Genomic DNA, 14,565 nt, shown 5'->3' with positions numbered 1-14,565 from the left:
GGCAACATAACAGGAGGGCGAAAGGGGCCTTTCATGCGCATTCTGATTACCAACGACGACGGCATCTCGGCTCCGGGTCTGGCCGTGCTGCACGACATCGCCACCGCCGTGGCGGGCGACGACGGCGAAGTCTGGACCGTTGCGCCCGCGTTCGAGCAGTCGGGCGTCGGGCACTGCATCAACTATGTCAAGCCGTCGATGATCAGTCAGCTTGGCCCGCGCCGGTTTGCGCTGGAAGGCGCGCCTGCGGATTGCGTTCTGGCGGGCCTGGGCGATCTGGTCGACGGGCCGGTCGATCTGGTGTTGTCGGGCGTGAACCGGGGCAACAACGCGGGCGAGAACACGGTCTATTCCGGCACCATCGGCGCCGCGATGGAGGCGGCGTTGCAGGGTATCCGCGGCATCGCCTTGTCGCAGTTCTATGGCCCTGACAACGTCCACCTGGACAATCCCTTCGAAGCGGCCGCCGAACACGGTGCAGACTGCGTCAGGCGTCTGTGGGCCGACGCGCCTTGGGGCGGCGATGCCTACAAACTGTTCTACAACGTCAACTTTCCGCCGTGCCCCGCCCAACGGGTGCGCGGTCTGGCGGCAGTGGCGCAAGGCTATCGCGGCGACGCACGCATGTCGGTCGCGCCGCAGACCGCACCCTCGGGTCGCAAGTATCTCTGGATCAAGGGGTCCGCGCAGGCCGAGGCGACGCAGCCCGGCACCGACGTCAAGGCCAACATGGATGGCTGGGTGTCGGTCACTCCGATGCGGTGCGACCTGACCGACGCCGCCGCGCTGGACGATCTTCGGATCGCTTTTCCAAAATACAGCGACTGAGGTTCCGTGACACCCGAAAACACCATGCGCCTACAACTGTCTCTGCGATCGCGCGGCGTGACGGATGCGCGCGTTCTGACGGCGATGGAACTGGTGGACCGCGCGCTCTTCGTGACCGAGACATTCGCAGCGCGGGCCTATGACGACGTGCCACTGCCGGTCGCGGTCGGCCAGACCATCAGCCAGCCCAGCGTGGTTGGCCTGATGACACAGGCGCTGGACGTGCAGCCGCGCGACAAGGTGCTGGAGGTAGGGACCGGCACCGGATATCAGTCCGCGATCCTGTCGCATCTGGCGCGGCGGGTCTATACCGTCGAACGCCACCGCGCCCTGACGCGGATCGCTCAGCGGAATCATCAGGCGATGGGTCTGTCGAACATCACCCAGATCACCGGCGATGGCAGTTTCGGTCTGCCCGAACAGGCACCCTTCGACCGCATTCTTGTTACCGCCGCTGCCGAAGATCCGCCCGGTCCGCTGTTGGCACAGCTGCGTATCGGGGGTAGCATGGTGGTACCGGTGGGCGTGTCGGATCACATCCAGATGCTGATCAAGGTGACGCGCACGCCGGACGGATACGATTACGACGAACTTTCGCCAGTGCGCTTCGTGCCATTGGTGGAGGGGGTGGAACACGACTAAAGGACGTGGCATCCCGAATTTGGGCAGTGACAGGGGGACAGTGATGTCCAGAACAGGCAGAACCGCATGGGTGGGGCTTCTGATGGGTGTGGGCGTCCTTGCGGGATGCGCGGAATTCCAGTCAGGGAACCTCGACTTCGATCTACGAAATCAGGCTGGCACGATCGACACGTCTGAAGGGGTGCAACGTTCGGTCGCTGAACGGCCATCGCCCGATGCGAATGGTCTTATCACCTATCCGAATTATCAGGTCGTCGTGGCGCGACGCGGCGATACGGTCACGTCTGTCGCTGGCCGCATCGGATATTCCGCCACCGAACTGGCCCGTTTCAACGGGATGGAGCCAGACAGCCGCCTGAACAAGGACGCGGTTCTGGCCTTGCCGAGTCGCATCGTGCCCGGCGCGTCCGGGACGAACGGGCGCCCTGACATCACCTCGATCGCGGGTGCCGCCATTGATCGCGCATCGGGCGGCAACGCCCCGGCGCAGGTCGCCGTGCAAGACGGGCAGGAACCGGTCCGTCACCGCGTCGCCCGTGGCGAGACGGCATTTTCCATCGCACGTCTATACGGAGTCAGCCCGGCTTCTCTGGCGGACTGGAACGGCCTGGGCACCGATCTGGCTGTCCGCGAAGGCCAGTATCTGCTGATCCCGTTGGTGATCGGCATCGACGGCGCAGAACAGGTGGCGACGGCCGGTTCGGGATTGGGGTCCGGTGCTCCGCTGCCGCCTTCGGCCAGTTCGGCCCTGCCCGAGACGATCGAAGCAGAGGCGCTGCCCGAAAGTCCGAACCTCGATCAGTTCCGCACGGCGGCCAGCGCGCCTGAACCGGCGGCTCAGCCCGTCACGCCTGCCGCCGCCACCGCCGCTCCTGCTGCCTCCGCCGCGACCACGGGGCTGCGCAGGCCGGTATCGGGCGAGGTGCTGCGTTCGTTTTCGGACGGTATCGAAGGCATAGACATACGTGCCGCCGAGGGCACTGCCGTTCTGGCGGCCGCCGGGGGCTCCGTCGCCGCGATCACGCGGGATACCGATCAGGTACCGATCCTGGTGCTGCGCCATCCCGACGGGTTGCTGACGGTCTATGCGAACATCAAGGACATCCGTGTGTCCAAGGGCGATTCGATCACTGCGGGTCAGCGCGTCGCCAGTGTTGGCGGCGGCAACCCGGCGTTCCTGCACTTCGAGGTGCGGCGCGGCTTCGATGCGATCGACCCGGCCCCCTTGCTGCGCTGATCATCGCGAGACCCAAGCAAATTTGCGTGCGGGCGCTTTCATGTGCCCGCCTCAATGCGTAAGTAATGTCCGAAACGCAGACTGCGGGCCTGTCGAGAGGCCCCTTCGAGGGAGACTTACCATGCTCAACAACATTGGCCTGCCGGGCCTTCTTCTTATCGCCGTCGTCGTTCTTGTGCTATTCGGTCGGGGCAAGATTTCCTCGCTGATGGGCGAAGTCGGCAAGGGCATCACGTCCTTCAAGAAAGGCGTCGCGGACGGCTCGAAGGACGATGAACCCGACACCACGGCCACCACGTCCACTGCCGCCGATCCGGCGCTGGCAGACGGGACCGCCGCGCGCGACGTGACGCCGGAAGCGGCGAAGAAGGACAAGGTCTGATCGCGACCCAGGGGCGCTGACATGTTCGACATCGGCTGGAGCGAATTGCTGGTCATCGGCGTCGTCGCCCTGATCGTGGTGGGTCCGAAGGATCTGCCGCGCATGTTCCGTACGCTGGGTGAGTTCACCGGCAAGGCCCGAAAGATGGCCCGCGAATTCCAGACTGCGATGAATGACGCGGCCGAGGACAGCGGTGTGAAGGATATCGCGGGTGATTTGCGCAAAGCGGCCGATCCCAAGCAGTTCGGGCTGGATGCCATCAAGGACGCCACGGGCGAGTTAAGCGCCTGGAATCCCGACGAAGCCGATGGAACGGCCGCCAAGCCCGACGCGGGCCTGAGTCCGGACCGCGCCGCCGCGCGCGACAAGATCCAGGCGGCAACCGCCGCTCGCGCCGAGGCGCGCTTGGCAGCCGAAGCCGCCGAGATGTCGGACGAGCCGGATCTGGTGCCCGATCCCGCTGCGGCCGCGCCCAAGCAGACCCCGCGTAAACAGACCAAACCGAAACAGGCCGCTGCCAAGCCCGCCGCAGCGAAATCTGCCGCCCAAAAGGCGCCCGCGGCCCGCAATCCCGCCGCCAAGAAGCCAGCCGCCAAGAAGCCCGCGGCCCGCAAGCCCGCGGCGAAGAAGCCTTCTCCGGCCAAGTCGGAGGGCAAGGCATGAGCGAGATGGACGACAGCTCCGCCCCGCTGATCGAGCATCTGGCGGAGCTTCGGACCCGGTTGATCTGGTCCGTCGCGGCGTTCCTGATCGGTATGATCCTGTCTTTCATCGTGGCCGAGCAGATTCTGAAATTTCTGCTTTTGCCGATTGAAAATACCATGCGGTCTCTGGGCAACCCGAACCCGACGATGATCTATACCGCCCCTCAGGAGTATTTCTTTACCCTGATCCGCGTGTCGGTCGTGGGCGGGCTGATCCTGTCGTTTCCCGTCATCGCGCATCAGTTGTGGCGGTTCGTGGCACCCGGTCTCTACAAGCAGGAAAAGAATGCGTTCCTACCGTTCCTGATCGCCTCACCCCTGTTGTTCGTCCTTGGCGCGGCCTTCGCGCATTTCGTGGTCGTGCCGCTGGCGATGCAGTTTTTCCTCGGGTTCGCGGATGCCGCGTCCCTTTTGGCCGCTCTGGTGGCCGAAGGAGCCGACGGCGTCAGCGCGTCGGGCATCGGCATCGTGTTCCAAGGCAAGGTGAACGAGTCGCTCGACATCTCTCTCAAGATGATCGTGGCCTTTGGTCTGTGCTTTCAGCTTCCGGTCCTGCTTACGCTGATGGGCAAGGCGGGACTGGTCAGTTCCGCCGGACTGGCCGGCGTGCGCAAATATGCCGTGGTCGGCATCCTTTTGGTCGCAGCCCTCGTGACACCGCCCGACGTGGTGACGCAGCTGATCCTGTTCGTGGTGGTTTTCGGGCTTTACGAAATTTCGATCTGGCTGGTGCGTATGGTCGAACGGCAGCGTGAAAAGCGGATGCGCGAAGAAGGCCTGCTGGACGAGGACGAGACGTTTTGAGCGACGGGCAGGGTGATGCGCTGGATCGGATCGCCGCGGCGCTGGATCGTCTGGCGCCCGCGCCGTTCGCAGCGCCGGACTGGAGTGCATCGGCCTATGTCTGGGACACGGCACCCGACCGCCTGTTGCCGGTGCCAAGTCCGAACCGCATCCCCCTGAACCTGTTGTTGGGTATCGACCGGGCGCGCGATACGCTTCTGGATAATACCCGCCGGTTCGCCGAGGGGTTGCCCGCCAACAATGCCCTGCTCTGGGGTGCGCGGGGAATGGGAAAATCAAGCCTTGTCAAGGCTGTCCACGGCGATCTTGAGGAAACTGGACTGAAACTGGTCGAGTTGCAGCGCGAGGATATCCAGACCGTCGGAAACCTGTTGCACGTGTTGCGCGATGTGCCGCACCGGTTCGTGCTGTATTGCGACGACCTGAGCTTCAGCCATGATGACGCGGCATACAAGTCGCTGAAAGCGGTGCTGGACGGCGGGATCGAAGGGCGGCCCGATAACGTGATCTTCTATGCCACGTCGAACCGTCGCCATCTGATGCCCCGCGACATGATCGAGAACGAGCGCGGATCGGCCATCAATCCGTCGGAAGCGGTCGAGGAGAAGGTATCGCTGTCCGACCGATTCGGCCTGTGGCTGGGATTTCACGCCTGCGATCAGGACGCCTATCTGGCAATGATCCGGGGCTATTGCGATGCTTACGGCGTGACCGTTTCGGACGCCGACCTGCGCGCCCAGGCGGTCGAATGGCAGGCGACGCGTGGGTCGCGTTCGGGACGGGTGGCCTGGCAATTCTTTGTCGATTTGGCGGGGAGGCAGGGGATTTCTCTGTAACGTCCCATTTTCGCAGAGATAAAAATTTGCGAACCGTTCATATCATGGCTTTCATCTCGGCAGGATGCTGCATACCCTCCCTTCCCAAGACTCGAGAAAGAGTCGCCAACCGGGAGAATACATATGAGAAAGTTTTTGCTGGCTACAGCCGCGACGCTGGCCACGACAGCCGCCTTCGCGGACGCGCACAGCCCCATCAAGCTTGGAGTCGTCCTGGGCTTTACGGGTCCGCTTGAATCACTGGCACCCGCTATGGCCGCCGGTGCCGAAATGGCGATGTCGGAAGTCTCGGATTCGGGCATGTTGCTGGATGGCGTCATGGTCGAGCCGGTGCGCGCCGACAGCACCTGCATCGACGCCGCTGCTGCCACATCGGCGACCGAGCGTCTGATCACCGGCGATGGTGTCGTGGGCATCGTGGGCGCCGATTGTTCGGGCGTCACGGGTGCCATGCTGTCGAACGTCGCCGTGCCGAACGGTATCGTGATGATCTCGCCCTCGGCCACCAGCCCCGGTCTGTCGACCGCCGAAGACAACGGATTGTTCTTCCGCACCGCCCCCTCGGATGCGCGTCAGGGTGTCATCATGACGGAAATCCTGATGGACAAGGGCATCGAGAGCGTCGCGCTGACCTATACCAACAACGACTACGGCAAGGGTCTGGCCGATGCGTTCCAGACCGCGTTCGAGGAAGCCGGTGGCGAGGTCACGATCTCGGCCGCGCACGAGGACGGCAAGGCGGATTACTCGGCCGAAGTCGGCGCGCTGGCCGCGGCCGGGGGCGACCGTCTGGTCGTCGCGGGCTATGTCGATCAGGGCGGTTCGGGCATCGTGCGCGCGTCCATCGACTCGGGTGCGTTCGACACGTTCCACTTCCCGGACGGCATGATTTCACAGGCTCTGGTCGACAACTTCGGCTCGGAGATCGACGGCTCGACCGGCCAGAACCCCGGAACCGACAGCCCCGGCGCGAAGCTTTATCAGGACATGGCCTCGGCTGCGGATTATGACGGCACCTCGCCGTTTTCGGCCGAAGCCTATGATGCCGCGGCCCTCATCCTGCTGGCCATGCAGGCGGCAGGGTCCACAGACCCGGCAGCCTATAAGGACAGTGTGATGGACGTCGCCAACGCCCCCGGCGAGCAGATCCTGCCCGGCGAATTGGCCAAGGGTCTGCAGATCCTCAAGGACGGCGGCGACATCGATTACGTCGGTGCCTCGGCTGTGGAACTGATCGGACCCGGTGAATCGGCGGGCAACTACCGTGAAGTCACTTTCGAGAATGGTGAGTTGGTGGTCGTAGGCTACCGCTGATCCTACTTTGACGCGATCGAACGGCCCCGGCACTCTGCCGGGGCTGTTTGTCTAATCGGGGGAACAGACATGATCGAGGTCACCGACCTGCATCGCCATTTCGGCGGCTTCCGGGCCGTGGACGGTGCGACGCTGCGGATCGAGCCGGGCACGATCACCGGGCTTATAGGTCCGAACGGCGCGGGAAAAACAACACTTTTCAATGTGATAGCTGGCGTTCTTAAACCGACATCGGGCACGGTCACGATGGCGGGCGAAGACATCAGCGGCCTGCCGCCGCACGAACTTTTCCACAAGGGTCTGCTGCGGACATTCCAGATCGCCCATGAGTTCAGTTCGATGACCTGTCGCGAGAATCTGATGGTGGTGCCGGGCGACCAGTCCGGAGAGGGTCTGTGGAACACATGGTTCGGGCGCAAGCGCATTGCCGATGAGGAGCGCGCGTTGCGGGCAAAAGCGGATGAAGTGCTGGAGTTCTTGACGATCACACACCTTGCCGACCAACGGGCAGGCCAGATTTCGGGCGGGCAGAAGAAGCTGCTGGAGCTGGGCCGCACGATGATGGTCGAAGCGAAGATCGTTTTTCTGGACGAGGTCGGCGCGGGCGTGAACCGGACCCTGCTGAACACGATTGCCGATGCGATTCTGCGCCTTAACCAGGAACGGAACTACACGTTTGTCGTCATCGAACACGACATGGATTTCATCGGCCGGATCAGCGACCATGTCATCTGTATGGCTGAAGGGCACGTGCTGGCCGAAGGTTCGCTGGCCGAGATCAAGGCCAATGAACAGGTGATCGAGGCCTATCTGGGCACCGGCCTGAAGAACAAGGATCAGCTTGCCGGGGCGGGCGCATGACGCAGAACGACTGGCAGGACAGCCGCGGCAACAAGGACCGGTCGATCACCCGGCCCGGCGGCAGCACGATGGAGCAGGGCAGCGCGCCCGCCGACCGGGTCGAGACGACGAACGCCTTTCTGGTCGGCGACAGCATGACCGGCGGTTACGGGCAGGGGCCAGACATCCTGCACGATTGCACGATTGCCGTCGATCCGGGCGAAATCGCCGTAATCGTCGGTCCAAACGGCGCGGGCAAGTCCACCGGTATGAAGGCCGTGTTCGGGATGCTGAACCTGCGGAAGGGCAGCGTTCGGCTGGACGGCGAGGATATCACCGCCCTGTCGCCGCAGGACCGTGTTGTCCGGGGCATGGGGTTCGTGCCGCAGACATCCAATATCTTCACCTCCATGACGGTCGAGGAAAACCTTGAGATGGGGGCTTTCATCCGTCGCGATGACTTCCGGCAAACGATGGAACAGATCTATGACCTGTTTCCGATCCTGCGCGACAAGCGCCGTCAGCCCGCTGGCGAATTGTCTGGCGGCCAGCGTCAGCAGGTCGCCGTCGGGCGTGCCCTGATGACCAAGCCCAAAGTCCTTATGCTGGACGAGCCTACGGCAGGGGTCAGCCCCATCGTCATGGACGAATTGTTCGACCGCATCATCGAGGTCGCGCGTACTGGCATTCCGATCCTGATGGTCGAACAGAATGCCCGGCAGGCTTTGGAAATAGCGGATCGCGGGTATGTTCTGGTACAGGGGCGGAATGCCCACACTGGCACGGGTGAAGAGCTTCTGGCTGACCCCGAAGTCCGCCGCAGCTTTCTTGGAGGATAAGATATGTCCCGATTTTTACACACGGCCGCGATTTTGACTGTGACCACGATGGCCACGATGGCCACGATGGCCAGCGGAGCCAGCGACGATGCCTGGGACAATGCCGGTGTCGTCAACTGGGTCTGCACATTCGCGTCCGCCCCGCGCAGCGCGCAGGTTCGGCTGACCGTGAATGACGAAAGCGGCGGGTTGCGCTCCGGGTCGGCGACGGTCACCACCTCGTCCGAGGAATTCCGCCTGCAAGGCGCGCTGACGAACGATACCGCGCGGTTCACCGATGGTATCTCCGGCCCGGTCATCCTGACGATCAAGCGCAGCGACGGATCGGCCCTGCTGGCCCCGGTCGCGCGCGGAACCTGCGTGCTGCGTTGACCGACCGCACCCCCTATCCGACCTCTGAGGACACGTCCTGATGGAACCGCTCAACGCGCTGGTAAGCCTCGCGAACTTCGTCCTCATTCCGGCCACGGCATACGGCGCGCAACTGGCACTCGGCGCGCTTGGCGTCACGCTGATCTATGGCATCCTGCGGTTTTCCAATTTCGCCCATGGTGACACGATGGCCTTTGGGACGATGGCGGTGATCCTGACAACATGGGGGTTTCAGGCGATTGGAATTTCCGCCGGGCCTTTGCCCACGGCACTTCTGGCGCTTCCGATCGGGATCGCGGTGACGGGGCTGCTGCTGCTTGGTACGGACCGGGTGGTCTATAAATTCTACCGTACGAAAAAGGCTGTGCCGGTAACCTTCGTGATCGCCTCGCTGGGGGTGATGTTCGTGATGAACGGGCTTGTCCGTTTCATCATCGGGCCGGACGATCAGTTGTTTTCAGATGGCGCACGCTTTCTGATAACTGCGGGCGATTTCAAACGAATGACCGGTCTGGACGAGGGGATGGCAATCAAGACGACGCAGGTCATCACCGTTGTGGTGGCAGTGATCGTGGTCGCGATCCTGTTCTGGTTCCTGAACCGGACCCGCACTGGCAAGTCGATGCGCGCCTATTCCGACAACGAAGATCTGGCTCTGCTGTCGGGCATCAACCCCGAACGCGTGGTGATGTATACCTGGTTGATCGTGGCTGCCTTGGCGACGATCGCGGGCACGCTTTACGGTCTCGACAAAAGCTTCAAGCCGTTCACTTATTTCCAGCTTCTTCTGCCGATTTTCGCCTCGGCCATCGTTGGCGGCCTCGGCTCCCCCGTGGGGGCCATCGCAGGTGGATTCCTGATCGCATTCGCCGAAGTCACCATCACCTATCCGTTGAAAAAGGTGCTGGGCTATCTGATGCCAGAGGCGTTGGAGCCGGACGGCCTGATCCAGCTTCTGTCCACCGATTACAAGTTCGCGGTCAGCTTCGTTATCCTGATAATCGTGTTGCTGTTCCGGCCCACGGGACTGTTTGCGGGGAAATCGGTATGAGCAGCTATAACATCCGCGTGGTCGCCCTGTTTTCCCTCGTGGCGGTACTGTTCGTCGGGACCGGCTTCATCCAGTCGTGGAATGTCGCACTGACGATCTTCAATATGGGCCTGATCTCGGCGATCATGGCGCTCGGCGTCAATATGCAGTGGGGCTATGCCGGGCTGTTCAACGTCGGCATAATGGGGTTCGTTGCGCTTGGCGGTCTGGGCACTGTGCTGGTCTCGACGCCGCCGAATACCGAAGCCCTGGCAGCGGGCGGTCTACGCGTTGTCGGCGGCCTGGCCCTTGGCGCGGCAACGGTGATCGCGGCGATCATGGCATACCGGAGGCTGAAAACCTATCGCGGCTGGATCACGGCGGCGATCCTGCTGGTCGGCTTCTTCGTGTTCCGCGCGGTTCTGGACCCCGGCGTCGAAGCGGTCGAGGCGGTCAATCCGGCCAGTGCGGGCAACATCGGCGGACTTGGCCTGCCAGTGCTTCTCGCTTGGCCCGTCGGCGGTTTGCTGGCGGCAGGCGCGGCCTGGGTGATCGGCAAGACGGCCCTGGGCCTGCGGTCCGATTACCTGGCCATCGCAACGCTGGGCATCGCCGAAATCGTCATTGCCATCATGAAGAACGAGGATTGGCTGGCTCGCGGCGTCAAGAACGTCATCGGCCTGCCGCGCCCTGTTCCCTACGAAATCGACCTTCAGGCATCGTCAGGGTTCAGAAATTTCGCAACCGGGCTGGATGCCGACCCGGTTACCGCGTCGACCATTGCGGTCAAGCTGGCCTACGCGGGCCTGTTCGGCGTCGTGCTCCTGCTCCTGATCTGGCTGACGCAGGCCGCGCTCGCCTCTCCGTGGGGGCGAATGATGCGCGCCATCCGCGACAACGAGGTGGCGGCCGAAGCGATGGGCAAGGACGTTACCGCCCGTCATCTGCAGATCTTCATTCTTGGATCCGCCGTCGTAGGACTGGCTGGGGCGATGATGACGACGCTGGACGGGCAGCTGACGCCCGGCACCTATCAGCCACTGCGCTATACCTTCCTGATCTGGGTGATGGTGATCGTCGGCGGGTCGGGCAACAACTGGGGCTCGGTGCTGGGCGGTTTTCTGATCTGGTGGCTCTGGGTTCAGGTCGAACCGCTGGGTGCGCTTCTGATGGAGGGGGTGACGGCGGGCATGGCCGATGGCTTCTGGCTCAAGGGGCATCTGCTGGCGTCGGTAGCACATATGCGTCTGCTGACGATGGGTGTCATCCTGTTGCTGGTGCTACGATTCTCGCCGAAGGGCCTGCTGCCGGAGCGTTGATCCGCGCACAATGGCCATGACACAAAACGGTAACGGGCAATCTGAATGAGATGACCTAAGTATGAGGTTCGTTCAGATTCTGGAGGAGCCCCATGGCCGCCATTGCCCCAGCCCCGCTTGCCCCGCCCGAAGCTCTGTCGTTGTTCGAGCGTACGCGCCATCGCACGACCAACCTGACGGAACGCCTGCGTCCCGAAGACATGATGCTGCAATCTATGGAGGATGCCTCCCCCGCGAAATGGCATCTGGCGCATACGACGTGGTTCTTCGAAGAGTTCATCCTGAAGCCCCGTTTGCCCGATTATGTAAGCCCCGACGACCGCTTCGCCTTCCTGTTCAACAGCTATTATACGCAAGCCGGGCCGCGCCACGCCCGTGACCGGCGCGGCATGGTCAGCCGTCCGGATTGCGCCGAAGTCGCCGGATATCGCGCCCATGTCGACGAGGCACTGGCCGGACTGCTATCGTCGAACCGTGATGACGCAGATGATATCGCCAGTCTGGTGGAACTGGGCTGCCATCATGAGATGCAGCACCAGGAATTGTTGGTCACCGACCTGCTGCACGGGCTTTCGTTCAACCCTCTTCTGCCCGCCTATCGCGACCCCGAGCCTCTGCCGGTGACGTCCGAAGTTCCGCTCACATTCACGCGCCACGACGGCGGGCTGGTCGAGATCGGGCATGACGGGAAAGGCTTCGCCTACGACTGCGAACAGCCGCGCCACCCGGTCTTTGCACCCGCTTACGACATCGCCGACCGCCCTGTAACCAACCGCGACTGGATCGACTTCATGGAAGACGGCGGCTATGGCGACGCGCGCCACTGGCTGATGGAAGGGCATGCGGTCGCCACCCGCGAAAGCTGGGAACATCCGCTTTACTGGTGGCAACAGGACGGCGAATGGTGGACGTTCACACTGCGCGGCGCGCAACCCTTGGCACTGGATGCACCGGTCGTTCACGTCAGCTATTACGAGGCGGAGGCCTTCGCCCGCTGGGCAGGGACGCGCCTGCCGACCGAAGTGGAACACGAGTTGGCGTTTCGCGACACGCCGATCAACGGTAATTTCCTTGATCACGGCCAGTTACGTCCGATGCCGGGGCAGGGTGTCTGGGGCGACGTCTGGGAATGGACTGCCTCGCCCTTCACGCCCTATCCAGGGTTCCGCCCGCCGGAAGGCGCGCTAGGCGAATATAACGGTAAATTCATGGTCAACCAGATGGTCCTGCGCGGCGGGTCCTGTGCCACGGCCCGCGACCAGATGCGCCCGACCTATCGCACCTTCTTCTATCCCCACCAACGCTGGCAGATGATGGGCCTGAGATTGGCGCGGGACCTCTGATGAAGGATGTTGCCAATTCCGAGCTTCTGGACGATGCGCTGGCCGGCCTGACTGCCCCGCAGAAACACCTTAGCCCCAAATGGTTCTATGACCGGCGCGGGTCCGAATTATTCGAACAGATCACGCAGTTGCCGGAGTATTATCCGACCCGCACCGAGGCTTCGATCCTGCGCGCCAATGCCGACACGCTGGTGGACACAGTGCCCGACGGTGGTGCGTTGGTCGAACTGGGATCAGGCGCATCGGTCAAGACGCGGACTCTGCTGGATGCGGGCCACCATTTCGCAAGTTACGTGCCCATCGACATTTCGGAAGACTTTCTGCTTGCGACAGCGAAGGACCTGCGCGCGCGCTATCCCCGGTTGGCGATCCATCCGGTCGTGGGCGATTTTACTGCACCCATCGATTTGCCGCATTCAATGGACGGAATTGCGAAGGTCGGGTTCTTCCCAGGTTCGACTATCGGCAATCTGGAGCCGGTTGACGCGATCTCCCTGTTGGCGCGGGCCCGTGACTGGAACGGCGTTTGCGGGTTCATTCTGGGTGCCGACCTGGTCAAACCGATCCCCGCCCTGATTGCCGCCTATGACGACACGCAAGGCGTGACGGCAGAATTCAACTTGAACATTCTCAGACGGTTGAACGCCGAAGTTCATGCGAATTTTGACATCGATGGCTTCACGCACCAAGCGCGGTGGTGCGAAAACCCGGCCCGGATCGAGATGCATCTGGTGTCGCGAAAGGCGCAATCCGTCAGGCTCGACAGTCAGGTGATCACATTTGCCGAGGGTGAGACGATCCATACGGAAAGCTGTCGGAAATACACGCCGGATTCACTGTCGGATATGGCCGGAAAGGCAGGCTGGCAGGTTGAGACGATGTTGACCGACGATCGCGAACAGTTCGCTGTCGCGGTACTGCGACCCGCCTAGACGATCATTCTGCCGCCTGTGCTGTCTCGGCCTCGATCGCCGCAGCACGCGCCTCGACCTGTTCGACGATGTGGTCAACCATCTGGTCGTTCGATAATTTGTGGTTCTGCTTGCCTGCCAGGTACACCATGCCCGAACCATTGCCGCCGCCGGTGAAACCGACGTCGGTCATCAGCGCCTCGCCCGGACCGTTGACGACGCAACCGATGATCGACAGCGACATCGGCGTCCTGATGTGTTCCAGCCGACGCTCCAGCTTTTCGACCGTCTTGATGACATCGAACCCCTGGCGCGCACAGCTGGGGCAGCTGATGATATTGACGCCCCGATGCCGCAGACCCAGCGATTTCAGGATCTCGTAACCGACCTTCACCTCCTCCACAGGATCGGCGGAGAGCGAGACACGGATCGTGTCGCCGATCCCCATCCACAACAGGTTGCCCAGCCCGATGGCCGATTTGATCGTACCGGAGACCAGCCCCCCGGCCTCTGTGATGCCAAGGTGGATGGGGGCATCGGTCTGCTCGGCCAGCCCCTGATAGGCGGCGGCGGCCATGAAGACGTCGGACGCCTTGCAGCTGATCTTGTAGTTGCGGAAGTCGTTGTCTTCCAGGATGCGAATATGGTCCAGCCCGCTTTCGATCATCGCGTCGGGGCAGGGTTCGCCATACTTGTCAAGAAGATGCTTCTCAAGCGAACCGGCATTGACGCCGATGCGAATGCTGCAACCGTGATCGCGCGCGGCGGCGATTACCTCGCGCACACGGGCGGTATCGCCGATGTTGCCGGGGTTGATCCGCAGGCATGCGGCCCCGGCTTCGGCGGCTTCGATACCGCGGCGATAATGGAAGTGGATGTCGGCCACGATGGGCACCGTCACTTCGGCAACGATGTCCTTCAATGCTTTCGAAGATGCCTCGTCCGGGACCGAGATGCGGACGATATCGGCCCCGGCATCTGCGGCGGCCTGAACCTGTGCGATTGTGCCAGCGACATCCGTGGTCAACGTATTGGTCATCGTCTGCACGGTGATCGGGGCATCACCGCCGACAGGCACGTTGCCGACCATGATCTGACGGCTCTTGCGGCGGTCGATCTGGCGCCAGGGACGAATGGAATGAAGGGTGTCGGACACGGGCAGGG

At 62.7% G+C, this 14,565-nt stretch carries 16 protein-coding genes; 15 read left to right on the top strand and 1 reads right to left on the bottom strand.

Annotated features, from left to right (window positions below; genetic code table 11):
- The first annotated feature begins 33 nt into the window (after positions 1–33).
- The 15 genes from surE to egtD all read left to right on the top strand — a co-directional run bounded on the left by surE (position 34) and on the right by egtD (position 13,422).
- Positions 34–828 (top strand): 5'/3'-nucleotidase SurE, encoded by a 795-nt coding sequence (gene surE, locus AC13C2_RS12275; RefSeq protein WP_092762973.1) that lies wholly within the window; start codon positions 34–36, stop codon positions 826–828.
- 24 nt (positions 829–852) lie between these two features.
- Positions 853–1,470 (top strand): protein-L-isoaspartate(D-aspartate) O-methyltransferase, encoded by a 618-nt coding sequence (locus AC13C2_RS12270; RefSeq protein ID WP_092762972.1) that lies wholly within the window; start codon positions 853–855, stop codon positions 1,468–1,470.
- A gap of 43 nt (positions 1,471–1,513) precedes the next feature.
- Positions 1,514–2,707, top strand: a complete 1,194-nt coding sequence (locus tag AC13C2_RS12265; protein ID WP_482886964.1) for a peptidoglycan DD-metalloendopeptidase family protein — start codon at positions 1,514–1,516, stop codon at positions 2,705–2,707.
- Between the two features lie 121 nt (positions 2,708–2,828).
- Positions 2,829–3,089: a twin-arginine translocase TatA/TatE family subunit gene (locus AC13C2_RS12260; RefSeq protein ID WP_092762970.1), complete on the top strand. Its 261-nt coding sequence runs from the start codon at positions 2,829–2,831 to the stop codon at positions 3,087–3,089.
- A 21-nt stretch (positions 3,090–3,110) separates the two neighbouring features.
- Positions 3,111–3,752 (top strand): Sec-independent protein translocase protein TatB, encoded by a 642-nt coding sequence (tatB, locus tag AC13C2_RS12255; protein ID WP_482886963.1) that lies wholly within the window; start codon positions 3,111–3,113, stop codon positions 3,750–3,752.
- Positions 3,749–4,597 carry a twin-arginine translocase subunit TatC gene (gene tatC, locus AC13C2_RS12250; RefSeq protein ID WP_092762968.1) on the top strand — a complete coding sequence of 283 codons (849 nt, stop codon included), beginning with the start codon at positions 3,749–3,751 and terminating at the stop codon, positions 4,595–4,597. The genes tatB and tatC overlap by 4 nt, the downstream gene beginning before the upstream one ends.
- Positions 4,594–5,433 carry an ATP-binding protein gene (locus AC13C2_RS12245; RefSeq protein ID WP_092762967.1) on the top strand — a complete coding sequence of 280 codons (840 nt, stop codon included), beginning with the start codon at positions 4,594–4,596 and terminating at the stop codon, positions 5,431–5,433. Before tatC ends, AC13C2_RS12245 begins: the two co-directional genes overlap by 4 nt.
- A 123-nt stretch (positions 5,434–5,556) precedes the next feature.
- Complete coding sequence (locus AC13C2_RS12240; protein WP_092762966.1) at positions 5,557–6,747, top strand: ABC transporter substrate-binding protein; 1,191 nt, start codon at positions 5,557–5,559, stop codon at positions 6,745–6,747.
- Between the two features lie 69 nt (positions 6,748–6,816).
- A complete protein-coding gene (locus tag AC13C2_RS12235) occupies positions 6,817–7,608 on the top strand; it encodes an ABC transporter ATP-binding protein (RefSeq protein WP_482886962.1) in 792 nt (263 codons plus the stop codon).
- Positions 7,605–8,426, top strand: a complete 822-nt coding sequence (locus AC13C2_RS12230) for an ABC transporter ATP-binding protein (protein WP_482886961.1) — start codon at positions 7,605–7,607, stop codon at positions 8,424–8,426. The genes AC13C2_RS12235 and AC13C2_RS12230 overlap by 4 nt, the downstream gene beginning before the upstream one ends.
- Positions 8,427–8,429: 3 nt before the next feature.
- Positions 8,430–8,798, top strand: a complete 369-nt coding sequence (locus AC13C2_RS12225) for a hypothetical protein (protein WP_482886960.1) — start codon at positions 8,430–8,432, stop codon at positions 8,796–8,798.
- Between the two features lie 40 nt (positions 8,799–8,838).
- Positions 8,839–9,849, top strand: coding sequence for a branched-chain amino acid ABC transporter permease (locus AC13C2_RS12220; protein ID WP_092762962.1), 1,011 nt, complete (start codon positions 8,839–8,841; stop codon positions 9,847–9,849).
- Positions 9,846–11,147, top strand: a complete 1,302-nt coding sequence (locus AC13C2_RS12215) for a branched-chain amino acid ABC transporter permease (RefSeq protein WP_175495851.1) — start codon at positions 9,846–9,848, stop codon at positions 11,145–11,147. Before AC13C2_RS12220 ends, AC13C2_RS12215 begins: the two co-directional genes overlap by 4 nt.
- 92 nt (positions 11,148–11,239) lie before the next feature.
- Positions 11,240–12,490, top strand: coding sequence for an ergothioneine biosynthesis protein EgtB (gene egtB / locus AC13C2_RS12210; RefSeq protein ID WP_482886959.1), 1,251 nt, complete (start codon positions 11,240–11,242; stop codon positions 12,488–12,490).
- On the top strand, positions 12,490–13,422 hold the full coding sequence (gene egtD, locus AC13C2_RS12205) for an L-histidine N(alpha)-methyltransferase (protein WP_482886958.1): 933 nt from the start codon (positions 12,490–12,492) through the stop codon (positions 13,420–13,422). Before egtB ends, egtD begins: the two co-directional genes overlap by 1 nt.
- 4 nt (positions 13,423–13,426) lie before the next feature.
- Here egtD and ispG read toward each other — a convergent pair whose 3' ends face one another.
- Positions 13,427–14,557 carry a flavodoxin-dependent (E)-4-hydroxy-3-methylbut-2-enyl-diphosphate synthase gene (ispG, locus tag AC13C2_RS12200; protein WP_482886957.1) on the bottom strand — a complete coding sequence of 377 codons (1,131 nt, stop codon included), beginning with the start codon at positions 14,555–14,557 and terminating at the stop codon, positions 13,427–13,429.
- Positions 14,558–14,565: the final 8 nt, after the last annotated feature.

This window comes from Jannaschia sp. L-14R (assembly GCF_056857695.1).
This window is presented reverse-complemented; position numbering and strand designations above follow the sequence as displayed.

Coding starts and splice junctions, on each gene's coding strand:
- surE (WP_092762973.1), top strand. CDS start 34: ATGCGCATTCTGATTACCAACGACGACGGCATCTCGGCTCCGGGTCTG.
- AC13C2_RS12270 (WP_092762972.1), top strand. CDS start 853: ATGCGCCTACAACTGTCTCTGCGATCGCGCGGCGTGACGGATGCGCGC.
- AC13C2_RS12265 (WP_482886964.1), top strand. CDS start 1,514: ATGTCCAGAACAGGCAGAACCGCATGGGTGGGGCTTCTGATGGGTGTG.
- AC13C2_RS12260 (WP_092762970.1), top strand. CDS start 2,829: ATGCTCAACAACATTGGCCTGCCGGGCCTTCTTCTTATCGCCGTCGTC.
- tatB (WP_482886963.1), top strand. CDS start 3,111: ATGTTCGACATCGGCTGGAGCGAATTGCTGGTCATCGGCGTCGTCGCC.
- tatC (WP_092762968.1), top strand. CDS start 3,749: ATGAGCGAGATGGACGACAGCTCCGCCCCGCTGATCGAGCATCTGGCG.
- AC13C2_RS12240 (WP_092762966.1), top strand. CDS start 5,557: ATGAGAAAGTTTTTGCTGGCTACAGCCGCGACGCTGGCCACGACAGCC.
- AC13C2_RS12235 (WP_482886962.1), top strand. CDS start 6,817: ATGATCGAGGTCACCGACCTGCATCGCCATTTCGGCGGCTTCCGGGCC.
- AC13C2_RS12230 (WP_482886961.1), top strand. CDS start 7,605: ATGACGCAGAACGACTGGCAGGACAGCCGCGGCAACAAGGACCGGTCG.
- AC13C2_RS12225 (WP_482886960.1), top strand. CDS start 8,430: ATGTCCCGATTTTTACACACGGCCGCGATTTTGACTGTGACCACGATG.
- AC13C2_RS12220 (WP_092762962.1), top strand. CDS start 8,839: ATGGAACCGCTCAACGCGCTGGTAAGCCTCGCGAACTTCGTCCTCATT.
- AC13C2_RS12215 (WP_175495851.1), top strand. CDS start 9,846: ATGAGCAGCTATAACATCCGCGTGGTCGCCCTGTTTTCCCTCGTGGCG.
- egtB (WP_482886959.1), top strand. CDS start 11,240: ATGGCCGCCATTGCCCCAGCCCCGCTTGCCCCGCCCGAAGCTCTGTCG.
- egtD (WP_482886958.1), top strand. CDS start 12,490: ATGAAGGATGTTGCCAATTCCGAGCTTCTGGACGATGCGCTGGCCGGC.